Origin of the sequence: Sphingomonas yantingensis (genome assembly GCF_014199325.1) — a bacterium.
Classification (GTDB): Bacteria; Pseudomonadota; Alphaproteobacteria; order Sphingomonadales; family Sphingomonadaceae; genus Sphingomonas; species Sphingomonas yantingensis.
This window is the reverse complement of record NZ_JACIJJ010000001.1, coordinates 22,206-41,983: the sequence shown is the minus strand read 5'-3', so window position 1 is coordinate 41,983 and position 19,778 is coordinate 22,206. Positions and strand designations below refer to the sequence as shown.

The 19,778-nt window shown below is 66.9% G+C and carries 19 protein-coding genes; 7 read left to right on the top strand and 12 right to left on the bottom strand.

The features are described 5' to 3' along the window. Positions 1-42: 42 nt before the first annotated feature. Positions 43-1,242, top strand: coding sequence for a pyridoxal phosphate-dependent aminotransferase (locus FHR19_RS00220; RefSeq protein WP_184023144.1), 1,200 nt, complete (start codon positions 43-45; stop codon positions 1,240-1,242). A gap of 224 nt (positions 1,243-1,466) precedes the next feature. Beyond that, positions 1,467-1,625: a hypothetical protein gene (locus tag FHR19_RS00215; RefSeq protein ID WP_184023142.1), complete on the top strand. Its 159-nt coding sequence runs from the start codon at positions 1,467-1,469 to the stop codon at positions 1,623-1,625. On the opposite strand, the gene FHR19_RS00210 is transcribed toward FHR19_RS00215, so the two are convergent. Next, the gene (locus FHR19_RS00210) at positions 1,618-1,800 is read right to left on the bottom strand and encodes a hypothetical protein (protein WP_184023140.1); all 183 of its coding nucleotides are present in this window, start codon (positions 1,798-1,800) and stop codon (positions 1,618-1,620) included. The two genes, FHR19_RS00215 and FHR19_RS00210, sit on opposite strands and share 8 nt — an antisense overlap. Before the next feature lie 135 nt (positions 1,801-1,935). Here FHR19_RS00210 and msrA point away from each other — a divergent pair, with 135 nt between their 5' ends. Together msrA and FHR19_RS00200 are read left to right on the top strand one after the other, a co-directional pair. Next, positions 1,936-2,604 (top strand): peptide-methionine (S)-S-oxide reductase MsrA, encoded by a 669-nt coding sequence (gene msrA / locus FHR19_RS00205; protein WP_184023138.1) that lies wholly within the window; start codon positions 1,936-1,938, stop codon positions 2,602-2,604. A 49-nt stretch (positions 2,605-2,653) separates the two neighbouring features. Beyond that, positions 2,654-2,932: a CsbD family protein gene (locus FHR19_RS00200; RefSeq protein ID WP_184023136.1), complete on the top strand. Its 279-nt coding sequence runs from the start codon at positions 2,654-2,656 to the stop codon at positions 2,930-2,932. 22 nt (positions 2,933-2,954) lie between these two features. On the opposite strand, the gene FHR19_RS00195 is transcribed toward FHR19_RS00200, so the two are convergent. The 3 genes from FHR19_RS00195 to FHR19_RS00185 all read right to left on the bottom strand — a co-directional run bounded on the left by FHR19_RS00195 (position 2,955) and on the right by FHR19_RS00185 (position 6,208). Beyond that, positions 2,955-3,593: a TIGR02466 family protein gene (locus FHR19_RS00195; RefSeq protein ID WP_184023134.1), complete on the bottom strand. Its 639-nt coding sequence runs from the start codon at positions 3,591-3,593 to the stop codon at positions 2,955-2,957. Between the two features lie 5 nt (positions 3,594-3,598). After that, entirely contained in the window at positions 3,599-4,180 is a 582-nt protein-coding gene (ppa, locus tag FHR19_RS00190; protein WP_184023133.1) for an inorganic diphosphatase, read from the bottom strand. A gap of 117 nt (positions 4,181-4,297) precedes the next feature. After that, entirely contained in the window at positions 4,298-6,208 is a 1,911-nt protein-coding gene (locus FHR19_RS00185; protein WP_184023131.1) for a M61 family metallopeptidase, read from the bottom strand. A 145-nt stretch (positions 6,209-6,353) separates the two neighbouring features. On the opposite strand from FHR19_RS00185, the gene FHR19_RS00180 reads away from it, so the two are divergent. Further along, complete coding sequence (locus FHR19_RS00180) at positions 6,354-7,676, top strand: methyltransferase family protein (RefSeq protein ID WP_184023129.1); 1,323 nt, start codon at positions 6,354-6,356, stop codon at positions 7,674-7,676. Here FHR19_RS00180 and FHR19_RS00175 read toward each other — a convergent pair. Both FHR19_RS00175 and FHR19_RS00170 read right to left on the bottom strand, forming a co-directional pair. Next, positions 7,673-9,046 carry a glutamate--cysteine ligase gene (locus FHR19_RS00175; protein ID WP_184023127.1) on the bottom strand — a complete coding sequence of 458 codons (1,374 nt, stop codon included), beginning with the start codon at positions 9,044-9,046 and terminating at the stop codon, positions 7,673-7,675. The genes FHR19_RS00180 and FHR19_RS00175 overlap by 4 nt on opposite strands. Positions 9,047-9,084: 38 nt before the next feature. Continuing rightward, complete coding sequence (locus tag FHR19_RS00170; RefSeq protein ID WP_184023125.1) at positions 9,085-9,489, bottom strand: EVE domain-containing protein; 405 nt, start codon at positions 9,487-9,489, stop codon at positions 9,085-9,087. A gap of 161 nt (positions 9,490-9,650) precedes the next feature. Between FHR19_RS00170 and FHR19_RS00165 the strand changes: the two genes are divergently transcribed. Beyond that, positions 9,651-10,031 carry a hypothetical protein gene (locus FHR19_RS00165; RefSeq protein ID WP_184023123.1) on the top strand — a complete coding sequence of 127 codons (381 nt, stop codon included), beginning with the start codon at positions 9,651-9,653 and terminating at the stop codon, positions 10,029-10,031. 69 nt (positions 10,032-10,100) lie between these two features. Next, positions 10,101-10,409, top strand: a complete 309-nt coding sequence (locus FHR19_RS00160; RefSeq protein ID WP_184023121.1) for a DUF3297 family protein — start codon at positions 10,101-10,103, stop codon at positions 10,407-10,409. Here the strand turns inward: FHR19_RS00160 and aac(3) are convergent. The 6 genes from aac(3) to yghU form a co-directional block, all read right to left on the bottom strand. Continuing rightward, the gene (aac(3), locus tag FHR19_RS00155; RefSeq protein ID WP_184023120.1) at positions 10,391-11,206 is read right to left on the bottom strand and encodes an aminoglycoside 3-N-acetyltransferase; all 816 of its coding nucleotides are present in this window, start codon (positions 11,204-11,206) and stop codon (positions 10,391-10,393) included. The two genes, FHR19_RS00160 and aac(3), sit on opposite strands and share 19 nt — an antisense overlap. Continuing rightward, the gene (locus FHR19_RS00150) at positions 11,206-12,009 is read right to left on the bottom strand and encodes a LytR/AlgR family response regulator transcription factor (protein ID WP_184023119.1); all 804 of its coding nucleotides are present in this window, start codon (positions 12,007-12,009) and stop codon (positions 11,206-11,208) included. Before FHR19_RS00150 ends, aac(3) begins: the two co-directional genes overlap by 1 nt. Further along, positions 12,006-13,103: a sensor histidine kinase gene (locus FHR19_RS00145; RefSeq protein WP_184023117.1), complete on the bottom strand. Its 1,098-nt coding sequence runs from the start codon at positions 13,101-13,103 to the stop codon at positions 12,006-12,008. The genes FHR19_RS00150 and FHR19_RS00145 overlap by 4 nt, the downstream gene beginning before the upstream one ends. Before the next feature lie 112 nt (positions 13,104-13,215). Then, a complete protein-coding gene (locus FHR19_RS00140) occupies positions 13,216-16,518 on the bottom strand; it encodes a TonB-dependent receptor (RefSeq protein ID WP_184023116.1) in 3,303 nt (1,100 codons plus the stop codon). A 167-nt stretch (positions 16,519-16,685) separates the two neighbouring features. Next, on the bottom strand, positions 16,686-18,827 hold the full coding sequence (gene ligA / locus FHR19_RS00135) for an NAD-dependent DNA ligase LigA (RefSeq protein WP_184023115.1): 2,142 nt from the start codon (positions 18,825-18,827) through the stop codon (positions 16,686-16,688). Positions 18,828-18,879: 52 nt separating this feature from the next. After that, positions 18,880-19,776, bottom strand: a complete 897-nt coding sequence (gene yghU / locus FHR19_RS00130) for a glutathione-dependent disulfide-bond oxidoreductase (protein WP_184023114.1) — start codon at positions 19,774-19,776, stop codon at positions 18,880-18,882. Positions 19,777-19,778: the final 2 nt, after the last annotated feature.

Genomic DNA, 19,778 nt, shown 5'->3' with positions numbered 1-19,778 from the left:
CGCCGGCGCAACTTCGTGCGCCGCCAACCGAAAGCCCGATCCATGACGCCCTCGACCGCGCTCGGCCGCATCCAGCCCTCCGCCACGCTCGCGATGACCTCGCGCGTGCTCGAGCTGAAGGCCAAGGGCGTCGACGTGATCGGCCTGGGCGCGGGTGAGCCCGATTTCGACACGCCCGATTTCGTGAAAGAGGCCGCGATCCGGGCCATTCGCGACGGCCAGACCAAATATACCAATGTTGACGGCACCGCCGCGCTCAAGAAGGCGATCGTCGACAAGTTCGCGCGCGACAACGACCTCACCTACACCCCCGATCAGGTGAGCGTGAACGTCGGCGGCAAGCACACGCTGTTCAACGCCCTCGTCGCGACGATCGACCCCGGCGACGAGGTGATCGTGCCCGCCCCCTATTGGGTGAGCTATCCCGACATCGTCCAGTTCGCGGGCGGCACGCCGGTGTTCGTGGCGGCCGGCTCCGACCAGAACTACAAGGTGACGCCGGATCAGATCGAGGCGGCGATCACGCAGAAGACCAAGTGGCTGATCCTCAACTCGCCCTCCAACCCCACGGGTGCGGCGTACACCGCCGACGAACTGCGCGCGATCGGCCGCATGCTCGAGCGGCATCCGCATGTCTGGGTGATGGCCGACGACATGTACGAGCACATCACCTATGACGGGTTCGAGTTCGCGACGATCGCGCAGGTGTGCCCGACGCTCTACGACCGCACGCTGACGGTGAACGGCTGTTCCAAGGCCTATTCGATGACCGGCTGGCGCATCGGTTTCGCCGCGGGCGCGCCCTGGCTTATTAAAGCGATGGCCAAGCTCCAGTCGCAGTCGACCTCGAACCCCTGTTCGATCGCGCAGGCGGCGGCGGTGGCGGCGCTCAGCGGGCCGCAGGACTTTCTCGGCGAGCGGGCAAAGGCGTTCCAGAAGCGCCGCGATCTGGTGGTTGGGATGCTCAACGCCATTCCGGGCGTGACCTGTCCGACGCCGGAGGGTGCCTTCTACGTCTATCCCGACCTGTCGGGCGTGATCGGCAGGACGACGCCGAAGGGCGAGCTGCTCGACACCGACGAGAAGATCGTCGGCTATCTCCTCGACGAGGGGCGCGTCGCGGCGGTGCATGGCGGCGCGTTCGGCCTCTCGCCGGCGCTCCGCATCAGCTATGCGACCAGCGACGACCTGCTCCGCACCGCGTGCGAACGGATCGGCGAGGCGATTTTCGCACTTCGTTGACGCGCTCCCGCGCGTGAGCGGCGCCGGCCCGCTCCCCTACCCGGCCACCCACAGCATACTTGTTGGGCGGCCGGGTAGGGGAGCGGACCGGTGCCGCACCCAAACCCAACTGAAAGATGAACGCGCGGTCCACCGTCCGTTCAACCCGAATCGCTATAACGGCCGGCGAGCATTGAGGCTCGAAGGGATCAACGGGCATTCGCCCCCGGCCAAAGGGACTGACGATGACGAACAAGACGCGCGCCGGCTTTCTCCGGCATTTCCTCTCGGGCTTCGCGCTAGGCGCGGTGGCGCTGGTCGGGCTTCAGATCGCGCAACCCGAGGACCAGCCGCTCTACCCGCCGGTGAGCGCCGACGCGTCGGTCACGCCCGCGGTCAGCTGACGCGCGAGCCCTCGACCGCGCGCTTCGCCCATTGGAACAGCGGCGGCTCTGCGGGGGCGTGGCGCACCGGGCGCACCTGTTCGCGGATCGACTCGGCGAACAGTTTGAGTTCGTTCTCGTCGAGCGGGCGCGCATCGCGCACCGCCTCCACCAGCAGTGGATGAAAGATCGTCACGGTCACATCCCCGAACGCGATTACAGGCCCCGCTCCTAAACGTGTCGTGCGTCACTGGCGTTGCATCCTTGGTCGCCATTGGACGCTTTTCCTTTGCCGTCCGGCGCACCATCTTGGGGCTGAACGAAGGAGGCCATGATGAAGCCGTTCTGGATCGCCGGCCTGGCCGGTGCCGCTGCCGTCGGACTCGCCCTCACCGCCGCGCCGGGCCATGCCGAGCGCGCGGTGCCGATCCCCGCGCCCGCCGCCGACGTGCCCGCGGGCAAGGGGCGCGCCGTGGCCGTGCTGGCGGGCGGCTGCTTCTGGGGCATGGAAGCAGTGTTCGAGCAGGTGAAGGGCGTGACCGACGTCACCAGCGGCTATGCCGGCGGGGACAAGGCGACCGCCAATTATGGCGCGGTGTCGACCGAGCGGACGGGCCATGCCGAAGCGGTGCGGATCACCTACGACCCGAGCGTCGTCAGCTATGGCCGGCTGCTCCAGCTCTATTTCTCGGTCGCGCACGACCCGACGCAGCTCAACCGCCAGGGCCCGGACAGCGGCCCCAGCTATCGCTCCGCCATCTTCCCGCAATCGCGCGAACAGGCGGCGGTGGCGGCCCGCTATATCGCGCAATTGAAGAAAGCGAACCCTTACGGCGGCAAGCCGATCGTCACGCGCATCGAGCAGGGCGGCTTCTTCCCGGCGGAGGCCGAGCATCAGGACTTCGCCCGCCGCAACCCGCGCCATCCCTACATCCTGCGCTGGGACGTGGCCAAGGTCGCGGCGCTCAAGGCTGCCTATCCCAAGCTGGTACGCGGCTGAAACTTTCGCCGCTGCGGTGCGTCATGCTCCTCGATAACGGAGGACTGACATGAACGAGAATATCGTCGAAGGGACCATCCGAGAATTGGGTGGCAAGGCCAAGCAGACGCTGGGTTCGGCCGTGGACGACAAGAGCCTCGAGGCCGAGGGCGCAGCCGATTCGGCCGAGGGTCGCGGCCAGAAGTCGCTCGGCCATTTCCAGGCCGCGATCGAGGATACGCTGGAGCCCGCGCTCGAGTTCGCGCGTCGCCAGCCGCTTGCCGCGATCGGCATCGCTGCCGCTGCGGGCGCCGCGCTGTTCGCCGCGTTCGGCCGCAAGCCCGAATGATTAACCGCTGAACCTCGGCGCGTCAGGTCGCGTCGAGGTTCATCGCAATCGAAATCCGCTCACTTGTGCCGCCATGTGGGCGGACGCCATGGCGTAGCCAGGCGGGAAAGACGACGAGGTCGCCCGCTTTGGTCGGAATACGCCGATCGGGCGATTGCGGCTGTCCGTCGCCGCCGATCATGCGAAACCCCGCCATCCGCGCCTGTGGCAGCGGAAAGCGCGGGTCCTCGAGATAGAGTTCGCCGCCACTGTCGCCGGCATCGCCCATGTCGACGTAGAAGACCGCGGCCCAGAGCACGCCCGGATGCGCATGGCTCATGTTGAGCGCGCCGGGGGGCGACACGTTCGCCCACATGCGGACGCTCCATTCGACCGATGCCGCATCGCTACCGTCGAAATGCGACAGCCGCTTCGCCAGCCGGATCGCGAGATCGGCCACATGGCGCGCGGCGGGGCCACCCCAGTCGAGCATATCGGTCGCCGAATGCCAGCCGCCGACATTGGAACGGTCGACGCCCGCATGGCTGACCCGCCGCGCGCGCACCGCCTCGGCAAGCGCCGCACAGGTCGCCGACGGGTCGGTGACCTGTGCGTGCAGCACCGGTGTCTCGAACAGGCCGAGCAGCGCCGCACGTGCCTTGAGCTCGCCGGCGCCGCTCATCGCTTTCAGTCCTCGCGACCGGGGACGTCGTGGTTCATCGGCTCTTGGCCCTTGGCCTTTTCGGCGTTGTAGCGCTCGATCGCTTCCATCGTCACGCGGCGCGCCTCGTCGCGGTCGCCCCAGGTGCCGATGCGGACCCACTTCTTCTTTTCGAGATCCTTGTAGTGGGTGAAGAAGTGCTCGATCTGCTCGAACACGATCTCGGGCAGGTCCTCCTTGCCGTCGACCTTGGTGTAATAGGGGAAGGTCGAGTCGACCGGCACGCAGACCAGCTTCTCGTCGCCGCCGGCCTCGTCCTCGAGGTTCAGCACCGCGATCGGGCGCGCGCGGACGACGCAGCCGGGAATGAACGGGCTGCGCGCGACGACCAGCGCGTCGAGCGGATCGCCGTCGGGGCTCAGCGTATGCGGCACGAAGCCGTAATTGGCCGGGTAACGCATCGGCGTGTGCAGGATGCGATCGACGAACAGCGCGCCCGACGCCTTGTCGAACTCGTACTTCACCGGCTCGCCGCCGGTCGGCACTTCGATGATGACGTTGAGATCGTCGGGCGGCGACTTGCCGACGGGCACCTTGTCGATGCGCATGGTCCAAACTCCCTGATAAGACTTGGGCGATGCGCATAGGCTTTCGGTGCGGCGCGTCAATGCTGCGCCGCACCGATTGTTGCTCGTCTTGCGCCGGTCAGTGCCGGAGCCGCGTCGTCACTTGGCCGATAGCAGCCGGTCGAGGCCGCTTTCGCCCGTCCCGATCTTCTGCGCGCGCGGATAGCGAAGGCCGCCGCGGTAATCGATCACCGCCTCGCGATAGCGATCGTCGTGCTTGAGCAAGAGCTTGATCGGCGCCTGCCCGCCCTTGTTGGCGGTGATCGCCGCCTTGAGCACGTCGGGCGTGTAAGCCGCGCCGTTCACCGACACGACCTGTGTCGCGACGTCGATCCGCTGCTCGAACGCCGGGCCGTCCCAGCGAACGGCGGTAACCGCGCCTTCCTTGCCGATCGTCAGGCCGAGCGAATAGAAGAAGTCGGCGGTCCCCTCGCGCTCGGCGCTCTTCAGATACGGCGACTGATCCTCGGTGTAGACGATGCGGTAGCCGTTCTTCTCGAACCCGGCGAGCGGCGCGCGCTTGTTCACCTGATAGACGCGCTCGTCGAGGAAGGTGCGCCAGTCATAGGGCTGGATGCCCTCCAGCGTCTTGACCACGTCGTCGAGATTGTAGGTCAGCACGCCCCAGTCGCCGTCGCGCATCCCGAAAAAGGCGCGCGCGAAATCGTCCATCGACTTCTTGCCGCCCGACAGCTCGCGCAGCTTGGCATCGGCGTCGAGCCAGATCAGCAGCCCTTCGTTGTAGTAATCCTCGCTGCGCTGATAGCTGACCCAGCCCTTGGGCCGGCGGGCGGAGATGATCGGGTCGTTGGTGGTATCGATCATCGGGCGCCAGTCGCGGCCGGGCCGATTGTCGAGGCTGGCCCAGATCGACGCCATCATGTCGAGCGTATCCTGCTTCGACACGAGGCCCGAGCGCGCCTGGAGGACATAGCCCCAGAACTGCGTCTGCCCCTCATACACCCACAGCATCGAGTTGCGCATCGGCGTCTTGAAGTCGGGGGTCCACAGGTCCGCACCGCGGCGGAACTTGCCGTCCCAGCTATGCGTGAACTCGTGCGGCAACAGGTTGCGGCGGCCCGGCCCGTCGTTCCACTTGGTGAAATAGCCCGAGGGGACGCCGTTTTCCGAGCTGCGATGATGTTCGAGGCCGATGCCGCCCATCTGGTCGGTGATCGCGAACAGGAACTCGTAATGGTCGTAATGCTGCGCGCCGAACAGCTTGACCGCCTGTTCGGCGAGACGCTGGTGCGCGGCGATCTGCTCGGGCGTCGCGGCCAGCTCTTCGGGCTTGTCGGCGAAGACGTTGAGGTCGACCCGGTCGCTCAGCTTGAACTCGCGGTAATAGCGGCCGGCGAAGACCGGCGAGTCCTGCAGCGTCTCGTAGCTCGTCTGCTGATAGGCATAGGTCTGGCCTTTCCGGGTCGACGGAAGCCCCGACGCCGCGGTCCAGCCGGCGGGATATTTCACGTTCGCCTGGATGGGGATGCGGCGGGTGTAGTAGCCCGCGGGATAGAGGCTGACCGCCTCCCACTGGACGTTCAGCATGTTGGGGGCGACCATGATCCGGCCCTGATCCGCCTTGGTCGCGGACAGGAACTCGAAGCTCGCCTCGACGCTCTTCACCCCCGCCGGCACGTCAAAGTGGAAGGCATAGACGTCGGCCGGATCGCGCTTCCAGGGCAGCACCTTGCCATTGGCGCGGATGACGAGGCCGGCGAGCTTCTCGATCTGCCCGCGCGGCGCGTGGTTGCCGGGTAGCCATTCGGGCATGAGGAGCGTCATGCGGCCCGCCTGCGCCACCGGCACCGTTTCCTTCACGCGAAAGATCGCGCGGTCGATGTCGGTCGCGTCGACGTCGAGGCGGATGACGCCCGGATAGTCGACGTCGCGCGGCGCGGGGATCGTGTCCTCGAACGGCAGCGGCTGGGGCATCGAATTGCCCTGCTGCGCAAGCGCCGCGGCGGACGAGGCAAGCAGGATGGCGGCGAACGCGAGACGACGGCGCATAGGGGCCTTTCGGATGGGGGAGGGGATTTGGCCGCAGTAAAGACCCGTCCGGCCGCGGCATCAAGACGGTTTCGCGTGATATTGTCACAGCCTCAACCGAACGCTCTTCACGCGGCGCTTACCATTGCTGCGCTAGGGCAGGGCCATGTACCACTATACGCGCCTTGCCGCCCGCGCGGCCGACCCGCGCCCGAAATCGGCGGTGTCGACGGGCTGCGGCCTTGCCGGGCTGGCGGGGCTGCTGACCTGGACCGGCATCGCCAAGTTCTATGGCATGGACGGGCCGTTCTCGGCGCTCACCAACCTCGCCGCCTGCGGGTTACCGATGGTCCTGTGGGCAGTGCTGGTCGACAAGGTCCACCGTCACGCCTCCACCGGCCTCGACTGGGCGAACCCCAAGCCGTGGCGCGAGACGTTCGAGATTAGCCTGACGCGGTTGGCCGGCCTGTGGGTGACGTGGGCCGCGATCGGCCTCATCTATTTCAGCGTCCGCGTCTATCATGACGGCATGTTCGGCTTCGCGATGGCGTGCTTTCAGGCGGTCGCGCCGTGGCTGTTCGCGCTGTCGATCCCCTACATCTTCCTGATCGACCGGGTAACGGTCGAGCCGCGCGACGGCACCTGGCATTTCGGCGCGTGGGTGATGGGGCTCGATGAGGAGATCGACCGAACCGCGATCGCGCACCATGCGCGCGCCTGGGCGGTCAAGGGTTTCTTCATGGCGTTCATGCTGGCGATCGTGCCCGGCGGGTTCGGCGCGTTCATCCGCGGCGACATGAGCGAGGTGCTGTCGAGCCCCACGGCGCTTGCCATGTGGCTCATCACCTTCATGTTCATGATCGACGTGGCGTTCGCGACGGTGGGCTATGTCCTGACGATCAAACCGCTCGACGCGCATATCCGCACCGCCAATCCGTTCGCGGCGGCATGGATGGCTGCGCTGATCTGCTACCCGCCCTTCATCCTGATGGGCGACGGCGGGCCGCTCGATTATCATCAGGGGACCAACGGACCCGATGGCTGGGCGGTGTGGTTCGCGGGGCATCCCGTCCTGCTCTCGATCTGGGGCGCGGCGCTGGTCGGGCTAACGGGCATCTATGCCTGGGCGACGATGGCGTTCGGCTTTCGCTTCTCGAACCTCACGCATCGCGGCATCCTGACGCACGGGCCCTATGCCTTTTCCCGGCATCCGGCGTACCTGTCGAAGAACCTGTTCTGGTGGCTGGCAGTGCTGCCGATACTGCCCGCGAACGGCGACTGGCAGGACGGCGTGCGCAACACGCTTCTGATGGCGGTGGTGAGCGGCGTCTATTACTGGCGCGCGAAGACCGAGGAGCGGCACCTCGGCCTCGATCCGGCGTACCGCGAGTATAGCGAATGGATGGCGCGCAATGCCGCAATCCCGCGCTTCTTCGCTTGGCTGGGCGGGTCGCGGCGGCCGGCAACTGCACCGGGCGAGGTCGCCTAGAAACGGTTCTCGCGATAGATGCCGGTCGCGTCGCCGTCCCAAGCCGCGTGATAGCGCTCCAGCAGGCGCTCGGCGGGCACCTTGCCCGAGCGGACGATCTCGTTCAGCGGCTCGAGGAAGCCGGTCTCGTCGTCGCCCGAGGCGTTGCGGCGGCCGCGCGCGGCGAGCCCCCGATGCGCGATGCCGAGCACGTCCTTCGCAATGTCGCGCAGCTTGCCGCCACCGGGGAGCGGGGCGTCGAGCGCGAGGCGGGGAACGTCGCTGCGAAGCGCCTCCCGCTCTTCCATTGACCATCCCTTGACCAGGTCCCATGCGGCGTCGAGCGCGCCCTGATCGTAGAGCAGCCCGACCCAGAAGGCGGGCAGCGCACAGATACGCCCCCACGGTCCGCCATCGGCGCCGCGCATCTCGAGGAAGGTCTTGAGCCGCACTTCGGGGAACGCCGTCGACAGGTGGTCGGCCCAGTCGTCGATCGTCGGCTTCTCACCCGGCAGGACCGACAGCTCGCCCTTCAGGAAGTCGCGGAAGCTGAGCCCCGCGGCGTCGATATAGCGGCCGTCGCGATAGACGAAGTACATCGGCACATCGAGCGCATAGTCGGCGTACCGCTCGTAGCCGAAGCCGTCCTCGAACACGAAGGGCAGCATCCCCGTGCGGTGCGGGTCGGTGTCGGACCAGATATGGCTGCGGTACGAGAGCATCCCGTTCGGATGCCCCTCGGTCAGCGGCGAATTGGCGAACAGCGCGGTCGCCAGTGGCTGGAGCGCGAGGCCGACGCGGAACTTCTTCGCCATGTCGGCTTCGCTCGAATAGTCGAGATTGACCTGGATCGTGCAGGTCCGAAGCATCATGTCGAGACCCATCGACCCCACTCGCGGCATGTGCCGCAGCATGATCGCATAGCGCCCCTTGGGCATGATCGGCAGCTCGGCGCGCGCCTTGTCGGGCCACATGCCGAGGCCGAGGAAGCCGAGGCCGAGTTTCTCGCCGACCGCCTTCACCTGTTCGAGGTGCCGGCCGGTCTCGGCACAGGTCTGGTGCAGGTTCTCAAGCGGGGCGCCCGACAGCTCGAGCTGGCCCGCGGGCTCCAGGCTGACGGTGCCGTCGGGGCCGGCAAGGGCGATGACGTGGCCGTTCTCCTCCACCGGGGTCCAGCCATAGGGGGTGAGCGCCATCAGCAGGTCGCGGATGCCGCCGGGCTCGTCATAGGACGGCGCGCGGAAATCGTCGGTGCGATAGACGAACTTCTCGTGCTCGGTGCCGATGCGCCAGCGGTCGGCCGGCTTCTCGCCGCGCGCGAAATAGTCGAGGAGCTGCGCCCGATCCTCGATCACCGGGGATTTATTGACCGATACCGTTTTGGTGCTCATCTCGCGCCTCTACGCCCGGGCGCGGGACCGCGCCAGCGTCATTTCGCGCCCGCCATTTCGAGGACGACGGCCCATTCCTCCGGGCTCACGCGGCCGACCGACAGCCGCGAATATTTGACGAGCTCCATCTCGGCGAGGCGCGGCTCGGCCTTCACCATTTTCAGCGTCACGGGATGCGGCAGCGGTTCGACCGGGCGGCACTCGACCGACACCCAGTTGCCCTCCTCGCCGTCCTTCTTCGCCTCGCGCGCGATCTCCATGATCCCGACGATCTGGAGGCCGATATTGCTGTGATAGAAAAAGGCGCGGTCGCCGACCCTCATTTCGCGCAGGTTGCGCGCGGCGGTGTGATTGCGCACGCCGTCCCATTCGGTCTTTCCGTCGCGGACCAGGTCGTCCCAGCCGAACACGTCGGGCTCCGATTTCATCAGCCAAAGGGCCAAGGGCGTTCGTCCTTTCCGTTCATCTACTTAAACTCACGGTGAACACCCGGTTCGCGGGGCGTTCAGCGCGACTCGATTATGCCACGCGCTATCGTCGCGGCGATACGTGCGTTCAACCCCGACCACAGCGTTTCGCGACCATGTTTGAGGAGGCTAGACCCATGTCCATCATGAAGAAGGCGACGCTCGGACTCGTCGCGGGCGCGACCATGCTGACCGCCGCCGCCCCGGCCGAGGCGCAGTGGCGCCGCTATCACCGCGACCGCGGCGGCGATGCCGCGGCGGCAGCGATCATCGGCGGAGTCGCCGGGCTGGCGATCGGCAGCGCGATCGCCAACGATCGCTATCGGGACCGTGGCTACTACGATCGCGGCTATTACGGGCCGCGCGGCTATTATGACGGCGGCTACTACGGCCCGCGCTATCGCGGCGGCTGGAACGGTTATTACGCGCCGCCGCGCCGCTTCTATCGCCAGCGCTGTTTCACCCGTTGGCAGTTCGACCCTTATATCGGACGCGACGTTCGCGTCCGCTATTGCTGATCGCGAAGGGGCGGCGGAGCGATCCGCCGCCCCTTTCGATTCGGGACGGGGCGCGCTAAGGGCGCGGGCATGTCCGATACGCCCCCCGATCGCCTGTCGATCCAGCCCAAGAGCCCCCATTTCGACCAGAGCGCGCTGGAGCGCGGCGTCGGCATCCGCTTCAAGGGTGCCGAGCGGACCGACGTCGAGGAATATTCGATCTCCGAAGGCTGGATCCGCGTGCAGGTCGGCCGCAAGACCGACCGCTTCGGCAATCCGCTAACGATCAAGCTTTCGGGCGAGGTCGAGGCGTGGTTCCAGGACGGCGACAAGGCCGAAGACGGGGCCGCCGATGCCGAAGACGCAACCGATGATGGAGCTCAGCCCGCCGAGGATTGAGCCGTGACCGCGCGCTCCAGCCAGTCCACGGCGAAGTGCGTGATGTCGGCGGCGTCGAACAATTCGGCTGGGGCGTCGCCGACCGGCCCGCGGATGCCGCCGCCCGCCGCGCGGTAATCGGCGGCGATATCGTCGAAATATTCATCGTCGAAGCCGGGCACGACCGCTTCGCTCGATTCATATTCCTCGCACCAGCGCCACTCGACGCTACCGTCGGCGCGGCGGAGCGGGATTTCCTGCCGCAGCACACGTTTACCCAGAATGGCGGCAAGATGTTCGGCATGGTGGAGCAGCGTGATACTGTGCGCGGGCGCGCCGACCAGCAGCACCTTGCCCCCCGCCTCGATCAGCTTCGCCAGCGGCGAGCCCTCGCCATAGCCATAGTCGAGCGCCTGGTTCTTGGTCAGCCAGTCGGCGCGCGCGCCGATCGCGGCGACCGAGCAATTGGGATTGGCGCTGCGCCGCGCACCCGGCGTCGTCCGCATGAACTCGGCGAACACGCCGTTCTCGCGCATCGCCCGCGACCGGGCGGGGTCGTAGGGCGGGATATGCTCGCGCCATTCGTCGGGCACCCGCCCGTCCTCGCCGATCAGGTGCTGGAGATAGGGCGCTTCCCAATCGGTCGCGACGACCAGCGTGCCGGCGGTGCCGATGACGAGCCGGATCGCTTCAATCAGCGTGTCCGGCCCGCCCACGAGCGGCCCGATGCTTCGCATCCCCGCATGCGCCATCACCGTCTCGCCGCCGCCCAGCCCCAGGGCATGGAGATCGGCGGCGAGATCGGTGGCGGTCCGCATCAGTGGACGAAGCGCGCCACCACGTCGCGATAGCTGCGGCTCACCTTCACCTGCGCGCCCGAATCGAGGACGAGAAAGCACTCGCCGTTGGTGTGCGGCTTCACCTGTCGGACGAGATCGAGGTTGACGATCGTCGAGCGATGGACGCGCTGGAACCGGCGCGGGTCGAGCCGCTTCTCGAGGTCCTTCATCGTCTCGCGCAGGATGAGCGTGTTGTCGCCGGTGTAGATGCACATGTAATCGCCCGCGGCGTCGATCCGCTCTATCGAATCGACGTCGACGCGGAAGATCTGGCCGCGATCCTTGATGTTGATGAGCTTCTCGAACCGGTTCGAGGCAAGCTCGCCGCCGGCGCCGTCGCCGATGTCCTGCACCGCGTCGGGGGCGACCTCGGCCAGCACTTCCTTCAGCTTCTCGACCTCGGCCTGGCCGCGCTTTTCGTTGAGGCGCTGGCGCACGCGGTCGAGCGTGTCGCCGAGCCGCGCTTCCTCGACCGGCTTCATCAGGTAATCTACCGCCTGCGCCTCGAACGCGCGGATCGCATGGTCGGAATAGGCGGTGACGAAGACGAACAGCGGCGGCTCGACCTCCATCAGCCCCTGGACGACCGAGAAGCCGTCGAAGCCGGGCATCTGCACGTCGAGGAAGACGAGGTCGGGTTTGTGGGTCTTGATCGAACGGATCGCCTCGCGGCCGTTCATGCACTTGTCGATGATCTCGACGTCCTCATGCGCCTGGAGCCGCAGTTCTAGGCCCTGGATGGCCAGCGACTCGTCGTCGACAAGGATGGTACGGATGGTCATGCTGCCTCGCGCTTGGGTTCCTCGACCTGGAACGGAATCTCGATCTCAACGCGGAAGCCGCCGCCGGGGTTCGCCCCCGTGTCGAAACGGTGCTCCGCACCATAAGCCTGGGCCAGACGGTCGCGGATATTGGCCAGGCCCACGCCGGTAGAAAGGCTTGGCCGAGATTTGCCCTGCATCAACCCCGGACCGCTGTCGGTCACGGCGATCTGCACCCGATCCCCGGCGAGCCGTGCGGAAACCGCGATCTCCGCCCCCTCCTCGAGTGGGGTGACGGCGTATTTGATCGCGTTTTCGACCAGCGGTTGCAGGAGGAGCGAGGGCAGCCGCGCCCGCTCGACGCGGGCATCGACATCGAAGACGGGGCGCAGCCGCGCCTCGAATCGCATCTTCTCGATCTCCAGATAGAGCTTCAGCGTCTCGATCTCCTGCGCCAGCGTCACGTGCGCGGTCGGCTCGTTCGCCAGCGTGTAGCGCAGGAACGAGGAGAGGCGGGAGAGCATCACGTTTGCACGCTCGGTCTGCTTCAGGAGCACCAGCGTCGAGATCGAATTGAGCGTGTTGAACAGGAAATGCGGATTGAGCTGATAGCGCAGCATGGCGAGCTGCGCCGAAGACGCCTGAAGCTCCAGCGCCTGCATGCGGTCGATCTGGTCCTCGACAATGAGGTACCAGTTGATGCCGAAATAGAGCGCGGTCCAGCCGGCCAGCACGGTGAAGTTGAGGAAGACCGTCGCCAGCACGAGGTTGACGGTGATCCCGGGGCTGGCCGAGCGGATGAACGAGAAGGTGAAGGCGTCGAGCACGGCATAGATCACCGTCGCTGCCGCCAGCGTCACCACGACGGCAAGGATGCCCGTAATCCGCGGCAGCCGCCGGTAATAGCCGTAGAGCGTCGAGAGCAGCAGCGTCAGGCAGTATCCGACGATCGATTCGATGATGATCGGGATGACATTGTCGAGGCTGGGGTTGTTCGAGACGCCCGACACCATGCGCAGGATCAGATAGCCCGACCAGCCCGCCGCCTGGAGCATCCAGAAGGCGCGGCTTTTCTGTTCGAAGAACGGGCGGGAGAGGATCGCGGTGCTCGCCATGTGCGGCCTCATGTAGCGGCACGGCCCGCGAAGGGCAAAAGCCGGAAACGAAAGGGGCCGCCGTCCCCTTGGAACGGCGGCCCCGATCAGGGTCGATCCTGTTAGGCGCGGATCAGAAGGTGAAGCGCGCACCAACGCGGATCAGGTAGAGCGACTGGTTGAACTGCACCGCGCTCTCGTTCGGCTCGCGATAGGTCGAATAACGGTACTGGTTGCACGCCTGGGTCGAGGCGGTGTTCACGACGCCCGCACCCGGCGTGACGCCGGTCGCGACCGGCGTGGTCAGGCACTGCACGCGCACCACGTCGGCGGTGTACGGGAAGCCGAACTGGCGCAGGCCGCCCCAATCCTTGTTGAGCAGGTTGGGCAGGTTCTCGATGTCCGCGAACAGCGAGATGCGCGACTTGCCCACGAACGTCGGAATTTCCTGCTCGAGATGGAGGTCGATCCGCGTGAAGGCGCGGTTGCGGGCGATGTTCTTCGCCGCGATCGTCCCGCGATAGTTCTTGAGCGCGCTGTTGTTGATGAGCGTATCAAGCTTATCGCGCGTGTCGGTGTTGTCGTAGCTCACGCGGGCATCGTCGAGGCCGGTGGGGACGTAGAGCAGGTGGGCGTTGTTGTTGCCGATCGTGCCGAAAACGGGCGAGCGGTTGTTGTTGTTGTCCTGCATCGTGAAGCTGTAGCGGCGTCCCGCGCGGGTTTCGCCGAACAGCTGGATAACGGTGCGATAGTCGCCGAAGAAGGCGCGATCGAACCCGACGCTATAGGTGTAGCGCCACGTCGTCTCGTCGTTCGCGCGGCCATAGGCCGGGAAGTTCGGATCGCCCTTCGCCGCGTTGGCATAGAGCGAGCCGGGGGTCGACGAGGTCGCCGGGCTCACGTCCTTGACGTTCTGCCACGCATAGCTGCCGCCAAGCGTCAGGCCGAAGTCGAACGTCTTGTTGATGCGCGCGACGGCGATGTGGCTGCGACCGCGACCATCATTGTAGATCTGATAGTCGGCATTGTTGTCGGCGGTGACCGTCGTGCCCGGCGTGGTGACGAAGGTGTAGCGCGGGCGACCGTCGGGCAGCGTGCCGATCTGGCGCGAACGCAGGTCGGTGAAGCTCACGCCCTCATTGGTCATGGTGTAGAGATAGTCGGCGCCGAAGGTGAAGCCCGACCAGTCATATTCGGCGGTCAGGTTGAACTTCGTGACCGACGGCGGGCGGAAGTCCTGCGCCAGCGACGAGGTGGGCGCCAGCGCCTGGCCCGCGGTGTTGGTCGCGATGTAGTTGTCAACCACCGCCGGGATCGTCGCACCGTTCACGCCGTTGAGCGCCGCCTGGCAAACGCCCGCATTCGCGCCGTTGAAGGGCGAGGCGCAGGTCGCGGTCGTGCCGTTCGCCGCCACGGTGGCGCGCGTCAGGTTGGTGATCGCGCTGGTGACGACGCCGGTGTTCGAGAAGCTGTTCGACAGATAGATGTCGGGCGAACCGCCGCCGAAGACCGACACGCCGCCGCGCACGCGCAGGCTGTCGACCGGGCGCCAGTTGAAGCTGAAGCGCGGCTGGAAGTTGCCAAGACCCTTGTAGGTCTGGGTATTGGTGAAGCCGTAGCGACCCAGGAACGCGTTGTTGATCGGCACCTGCGAGCGCATGCCGTACAGGTCGTAGCGCGCGCCGATCGTCACGTCGAAGTTGCTGGCGATGTCCCACGTATCCTGAAGACCGAACGTCCACTGGTCATAGACGAAATCGGCCGCCGAATCGCGGACGTTGAGCGACCGCGCGTTCTGGTACGAGAATTGCGACGCGTTGCGGTTCTGGAAGTCGGCGATCGAGTCGAAATAATAGGCGCCAGCCGCGTTCGCGAGGAACAGGTTGGTCGTGCGACGACGGTTATATTCGGCGAGCAGGCTGAACTGATGCGCGCCGGCGTTGTAGCGGGTCAGGATCGAGCCGCCCCAGGTATCGAAGAACAGCTCGTTGGCATGCCGGTTCACATCGGGGCCAAAGGTGATGATCGGAACGCCCGTGCCGCAGGTGTTAACCGTGTTGGTGCCCGACACGATGCTGGTGGGGTCGGTGCAGACGCGCAGCTGCGCGTAGGGCTGCTCGCCGAGCGACTTCTGCGTCACTTCGTTCGACTGATAGAGGAAGCGCGCTTCGGTCGAGAGCTTGTCGGTCCAGTCCGAGTTCAGCTGGACGATGCCTGCGCGCACCAGAACCGAGCGCTGATAGGCGTTAGACGACAGGCCGAGGCCCGGCGTCGTCAGGCTGGTCGAGGTGTTCTGGGGGACAGTCGCCGATTCATAGGCGTTGAGGTAGGTGAGCGACAGGCGCTGGCCGTCGACGATGTTCCAGTCGATGCGGCCGACGATCTTCTCGTCCTTGCTCTGGTTGATCGTGACGATGTCGCCTGCATCGTAGTTGTAGACGCTCTGGGCGGTGTTCTTGACGGTGTCGATCTGTGTCTGGGTCAGGCCGGGGATCTGCGAGATCTGCGACACTGCGGCGGGACGCGGGTCGGTGTTGCGCTCGCCCGACACCATGAAGAACAGCTTGTCGCGGATCAGCGGCCCGCCGATCGTCGCGCCATAGGTCTCCGACTTGTACTTCGGCAGCACCTGGCGGTTCGAGCCGATGCGGTCGCCCTGAAGCCCGTCGGTCGACTGCGAATAGAAGCCGGTGCCCGTGAACTCGTTGGTGCCCGACTTGACGACGGTGTCGATGGCGCCGCCCTGGAAATTGCCCTGGCGGATGTCCGACGGCGCGATCGAGACCGAGAACTGGCTGATCGCGTCGAACGGCACCGGGCCACGCGCGGTGGGATTGGCGTCGGCATTGAGGCCGAAATTGTCGCCGATCTGCACGCCGTTGATCGTGAAGCGGTTGAAGCGCGGGTTGACGCCCGCGAAGCTGACCGCGCGGCTGTTGCCGAGGTCGAGCTGGGCCAGCGGATCGCGGCGGGCGAGGTCGCGGACGTCGCGGTTGACCGATGCGACCTTGCCGATGTCGGCCTGGGTCAGGACGGTGCGCGGGCCCGAGGCGATCGTGCCGGCACCGGCAACGCGCGAGGCGGTCACGACGATGTCGTCACCGCCAGCGGCGGCGAGCTCGACCGGCACGGTATAGGGCTGGCCGACGACGGTGAAGATGTCGGTGACGGTGGCGTTGCCGTTCGGGCTCGTCACCTCGACCGTGTAGGGGCCGCCGGGCAGCAGGCCCGAGGCGGTGAAGCTGCCCGTGTCGTTGGTGTTCGCGGTGGTCGCGGCGCCGTTCGACGTGTTGACGATGCGCACGACCGCGCCGGCGACGGGGGCGCCGTCCTGCGTCACGGTGCCGCGGATGCTCGAGGTCGTCTCCTGCGCCATCGCAGCGGCCGGAATCATGAGCGCGACGACGGCCGCACCCAGCATAAGGTGATTTCGCATGATGTACCCCTAAAGGAACGGCCGCAGCGACCGGAACATTCGACGCAATTCGTCGTTAGTCGCGCCCCTGCGCGCGCAATGTGTCGGTTCTGTTACACACCGCGCCCACGGCTCACTTCGCCGCGCGGCGTGGCAAAATGGCTACAGTAACGATCGTTACCGAAGGCTCAGCCAGCCGCCGCGACGATCGCCTGCCAGCCGGCCTCGTCGACCACTTTGATACCGAGTTCGGCGGCCTTCTTCGCCTTCGACCCTGCACCGGGGCCAGCGACGAGCAGGTCGGTCTTCGTCGACACCGAACCCGATACGCGCGCGCCGAGCGATTCGGCCTGCGCCTTGGCCTCGTCGCGCGACATGGTCTCGAGGCTGCCGGTGAAGACGACGGTCTTGCCCGACACTTCGGACGCGCGGGCGGCAACGACATAATCAGGGGGCGTCACCTGACCCATCAGGTCGTCCCACGCCTCGACATTGTGCGGTTCGTGGAAGAAGTCGGCGAGCGCGTGGCCGACCGCGGCGCCGACCTGTGCCACGCCGATGCGCTCGGCGATCGCCTTGTCGAGGCGATTGCGGTGCTTGCCTGCATCCTCGCCGAGCGCGGGCGTGGTGGCGTCGCGCAGCGCGATCAGCGCCTCACCCAATTCGCGGATCGCGGCAAGCGTGGTGTAGTGCTTGAGGAGGTCGCGCGCCGTCACCGCGCCGACATGGCGGATGCCGAGGCCGAACAGCAGCCGCGCGGCATCGGGTTCGCGCCGCGCCTCGATCGCATCGATCAGGTTGTCGACCGACTTCGCCTTCCACCCTTCGAGCGCCAGCATCGCCTCGCGGTGATCCTTGAGGCGGAAGATATCGGCGGGTTCCTTGAGCCAGCCGAGCGCCACGAACTGCTCGATCGTCTTTTCGCCCAGCCCGTCGATATCGAGCGCCGCGCGGCTGACGAAATGCTTCAGCCGCTCGATGCGCTGGGCGGGACAGATCAGGCCGCCGGTGCAGCGGATATCGACCTCGCCCTCCTCGCGCACCGCTTCCGACCCGCATTCGGGACAGTGGTCGGGGAAGACGAAGGGCGCGCGATGCTCGGCGGCGGTCAGGTTCTCGACGATCTGCGGGATCACGTCGCCCGCGCGTTGCAGGACGATGCGGTCGCCGGGGCGGACACCCAGCCGCGCGATCTCGTCGGCGTTGTGCAGCGTCGCGTTGGTGACGACGACCCCGCCCACGGTGACGGGCTCGAGCCGGGCGACGGGCGTGAGCTTGCCCGTGCGGCCGACCTGAATGTCGATCGCCTGGAGCGTGGTCTGTGCGCGCTCGGCGGGGAATTTGTGCGCAAGGCCCCAGCGCGGCGCGCGGCCGACGGTCCCGAGTCGCCCCTGCCAGTCGAGGCGATCGACCTTGTAGACGACGCCGTCGATGTCGAAGGGGAGGTCGGCGCGCTTCGCCTCGATCGCGCGATAGACGGCGAGCGCGTCGTCGGTGGTGTCGCACCGGGCGAAATCGTCGGCGATCGGAAAGCCCCAATCGCGAAGCACGGCGACGACGCCAGCCTGCGTGTCGGCGGGCAGATCGCTTGCCTCCCCCCAGCCATGGCCAAGGAAGCGCAAGGGGCGGGCGGCGGTGACGGCGGCGTCCTTCTGACGCAGCGAGCCGGCGGCGGCGTTGCGAGGGTTGGCGAACTGGCGCGCGGGCCTGCTCGTCGCCTCTGCCTCGGCCAGCAGGCGGGCGTTGAGCGCGGCAAAGGCTGCCTTTTCCATATAGACCTCGCCGCGCACCTCGAACAGGTCGGGGGCGCCGGCGGGCAACTCGCGGGGAATGTCGGCGATCGTCAGGACATTGGCGGTCACGTCCTCCCCCACCGCGCCGTCGCCGCGGGTCAGCGCACGGACGAGGCGGCGGTTCTCGTACCGCAACGAACAGGAAAGGCCGTCGATCTTCGGCTCCGCGGTGAGCGCGACGGGCTCGTCGGCGCGCAGTGACAGGAAGCGGCGGACGCGGCCGACGAATTCGGCCACATCCTCGTCGGCGAACGCGTTGTCGAGGCTGAGCATCGGCCGCGCATGCGCGACCTTGGCGAGGTGCGCGGCGGGCGCGGCGCCGACCCGGACCGAAGGCGAGTCGGGCCGGACCAGCGCCGGGAACGCCGCCTCGATCGCGGTGTTGCGACGGACCAGCGCGTCGTAGTCGCCGTCGCTGATCTCGGGCGCATCGTCGGTGTGGTAGCGCGCGTTGTGATACGCGATCTCGGCCGCCAGCGCCTTGAGCTCGGCGGCGGCTTCCTCGTCGGTCCGGGGGAGGGCGGGGGTGTCGGCCATGGCCATCCCATGCCGGAAGCGCGGCGGGCCTGACAACCCGCCGCCGCGCCGGTCAGCCCCCGATCTTGTCCTGTGTCTTCGTGTCGAAGTCGCTGGCGTCGTGGCGTTCGTGGAGCTGGTTTTCGGGCGCGCCCATCGTCACGTTGACGATCCGGCCGCGCTTCACGCCCGGGCGCTCGGCGAGTTGGCGGGTCCAGCGCTGGAGGTTGGCGTATTCGCCCGTGTTCAGGAACTCGGCGGCGGTGCCGTAGATCTTGCCGGCGGCAAACGCGCCGTACCACGGCCAGATCGCGAAGTCGGCGATGGTGATCGCGTCGCCCGCGACGAACTCGTGCCGGCCGAGCTGGGTGTCGAGGACGTGGAGCTGGCGCTTCACCTCCATCGCATAGCGGTCGATCGCGTATTCAATCTTGATCGGCGCATAGGCATAGAAATGCCCGAACCCGCCGCCCACGAATGGCCCGGACCCCATCTGCCACATCAGCCAGCTGAGCGCCGCGGCGCGCGCGGCCGGATCGGTGGGCAGGAACGCGCCGAACTTCTCGGCGAGGTAGATGAGGATCGCGCCGCTCTCGAACACCGGGATCGCCGGATCGACGGAGCGGTCGACGAGCGCGGGGATCTTCGAATTGGGATTGATGCCGACGAAGCCGCTGCCGAACTGGTCACCCTGATTGATGCGGATCAGCCAGGCGTCGTATTCTGCATCCGAATGACCCGCGGCGAGCAGTTCCTCGAGCAGGATCGTCACCTTCTGCCCGTTCGGCGTCCCCTGCGAATAGAGTTGCAGCGGGTGCTCGCCGACGGGCAGCTCCTTGTCGTGCGTCGAGCCGGAGACGGGGCGGTTGATGCTGGCGAACTGCCCACCATTGCCCGGCTGCCATTCCCAGACGCGCGGGGGGACGTAGCCGGCGGGCAGGTTGTTCGCGGGATCGGGGGCGTCGGCCATCT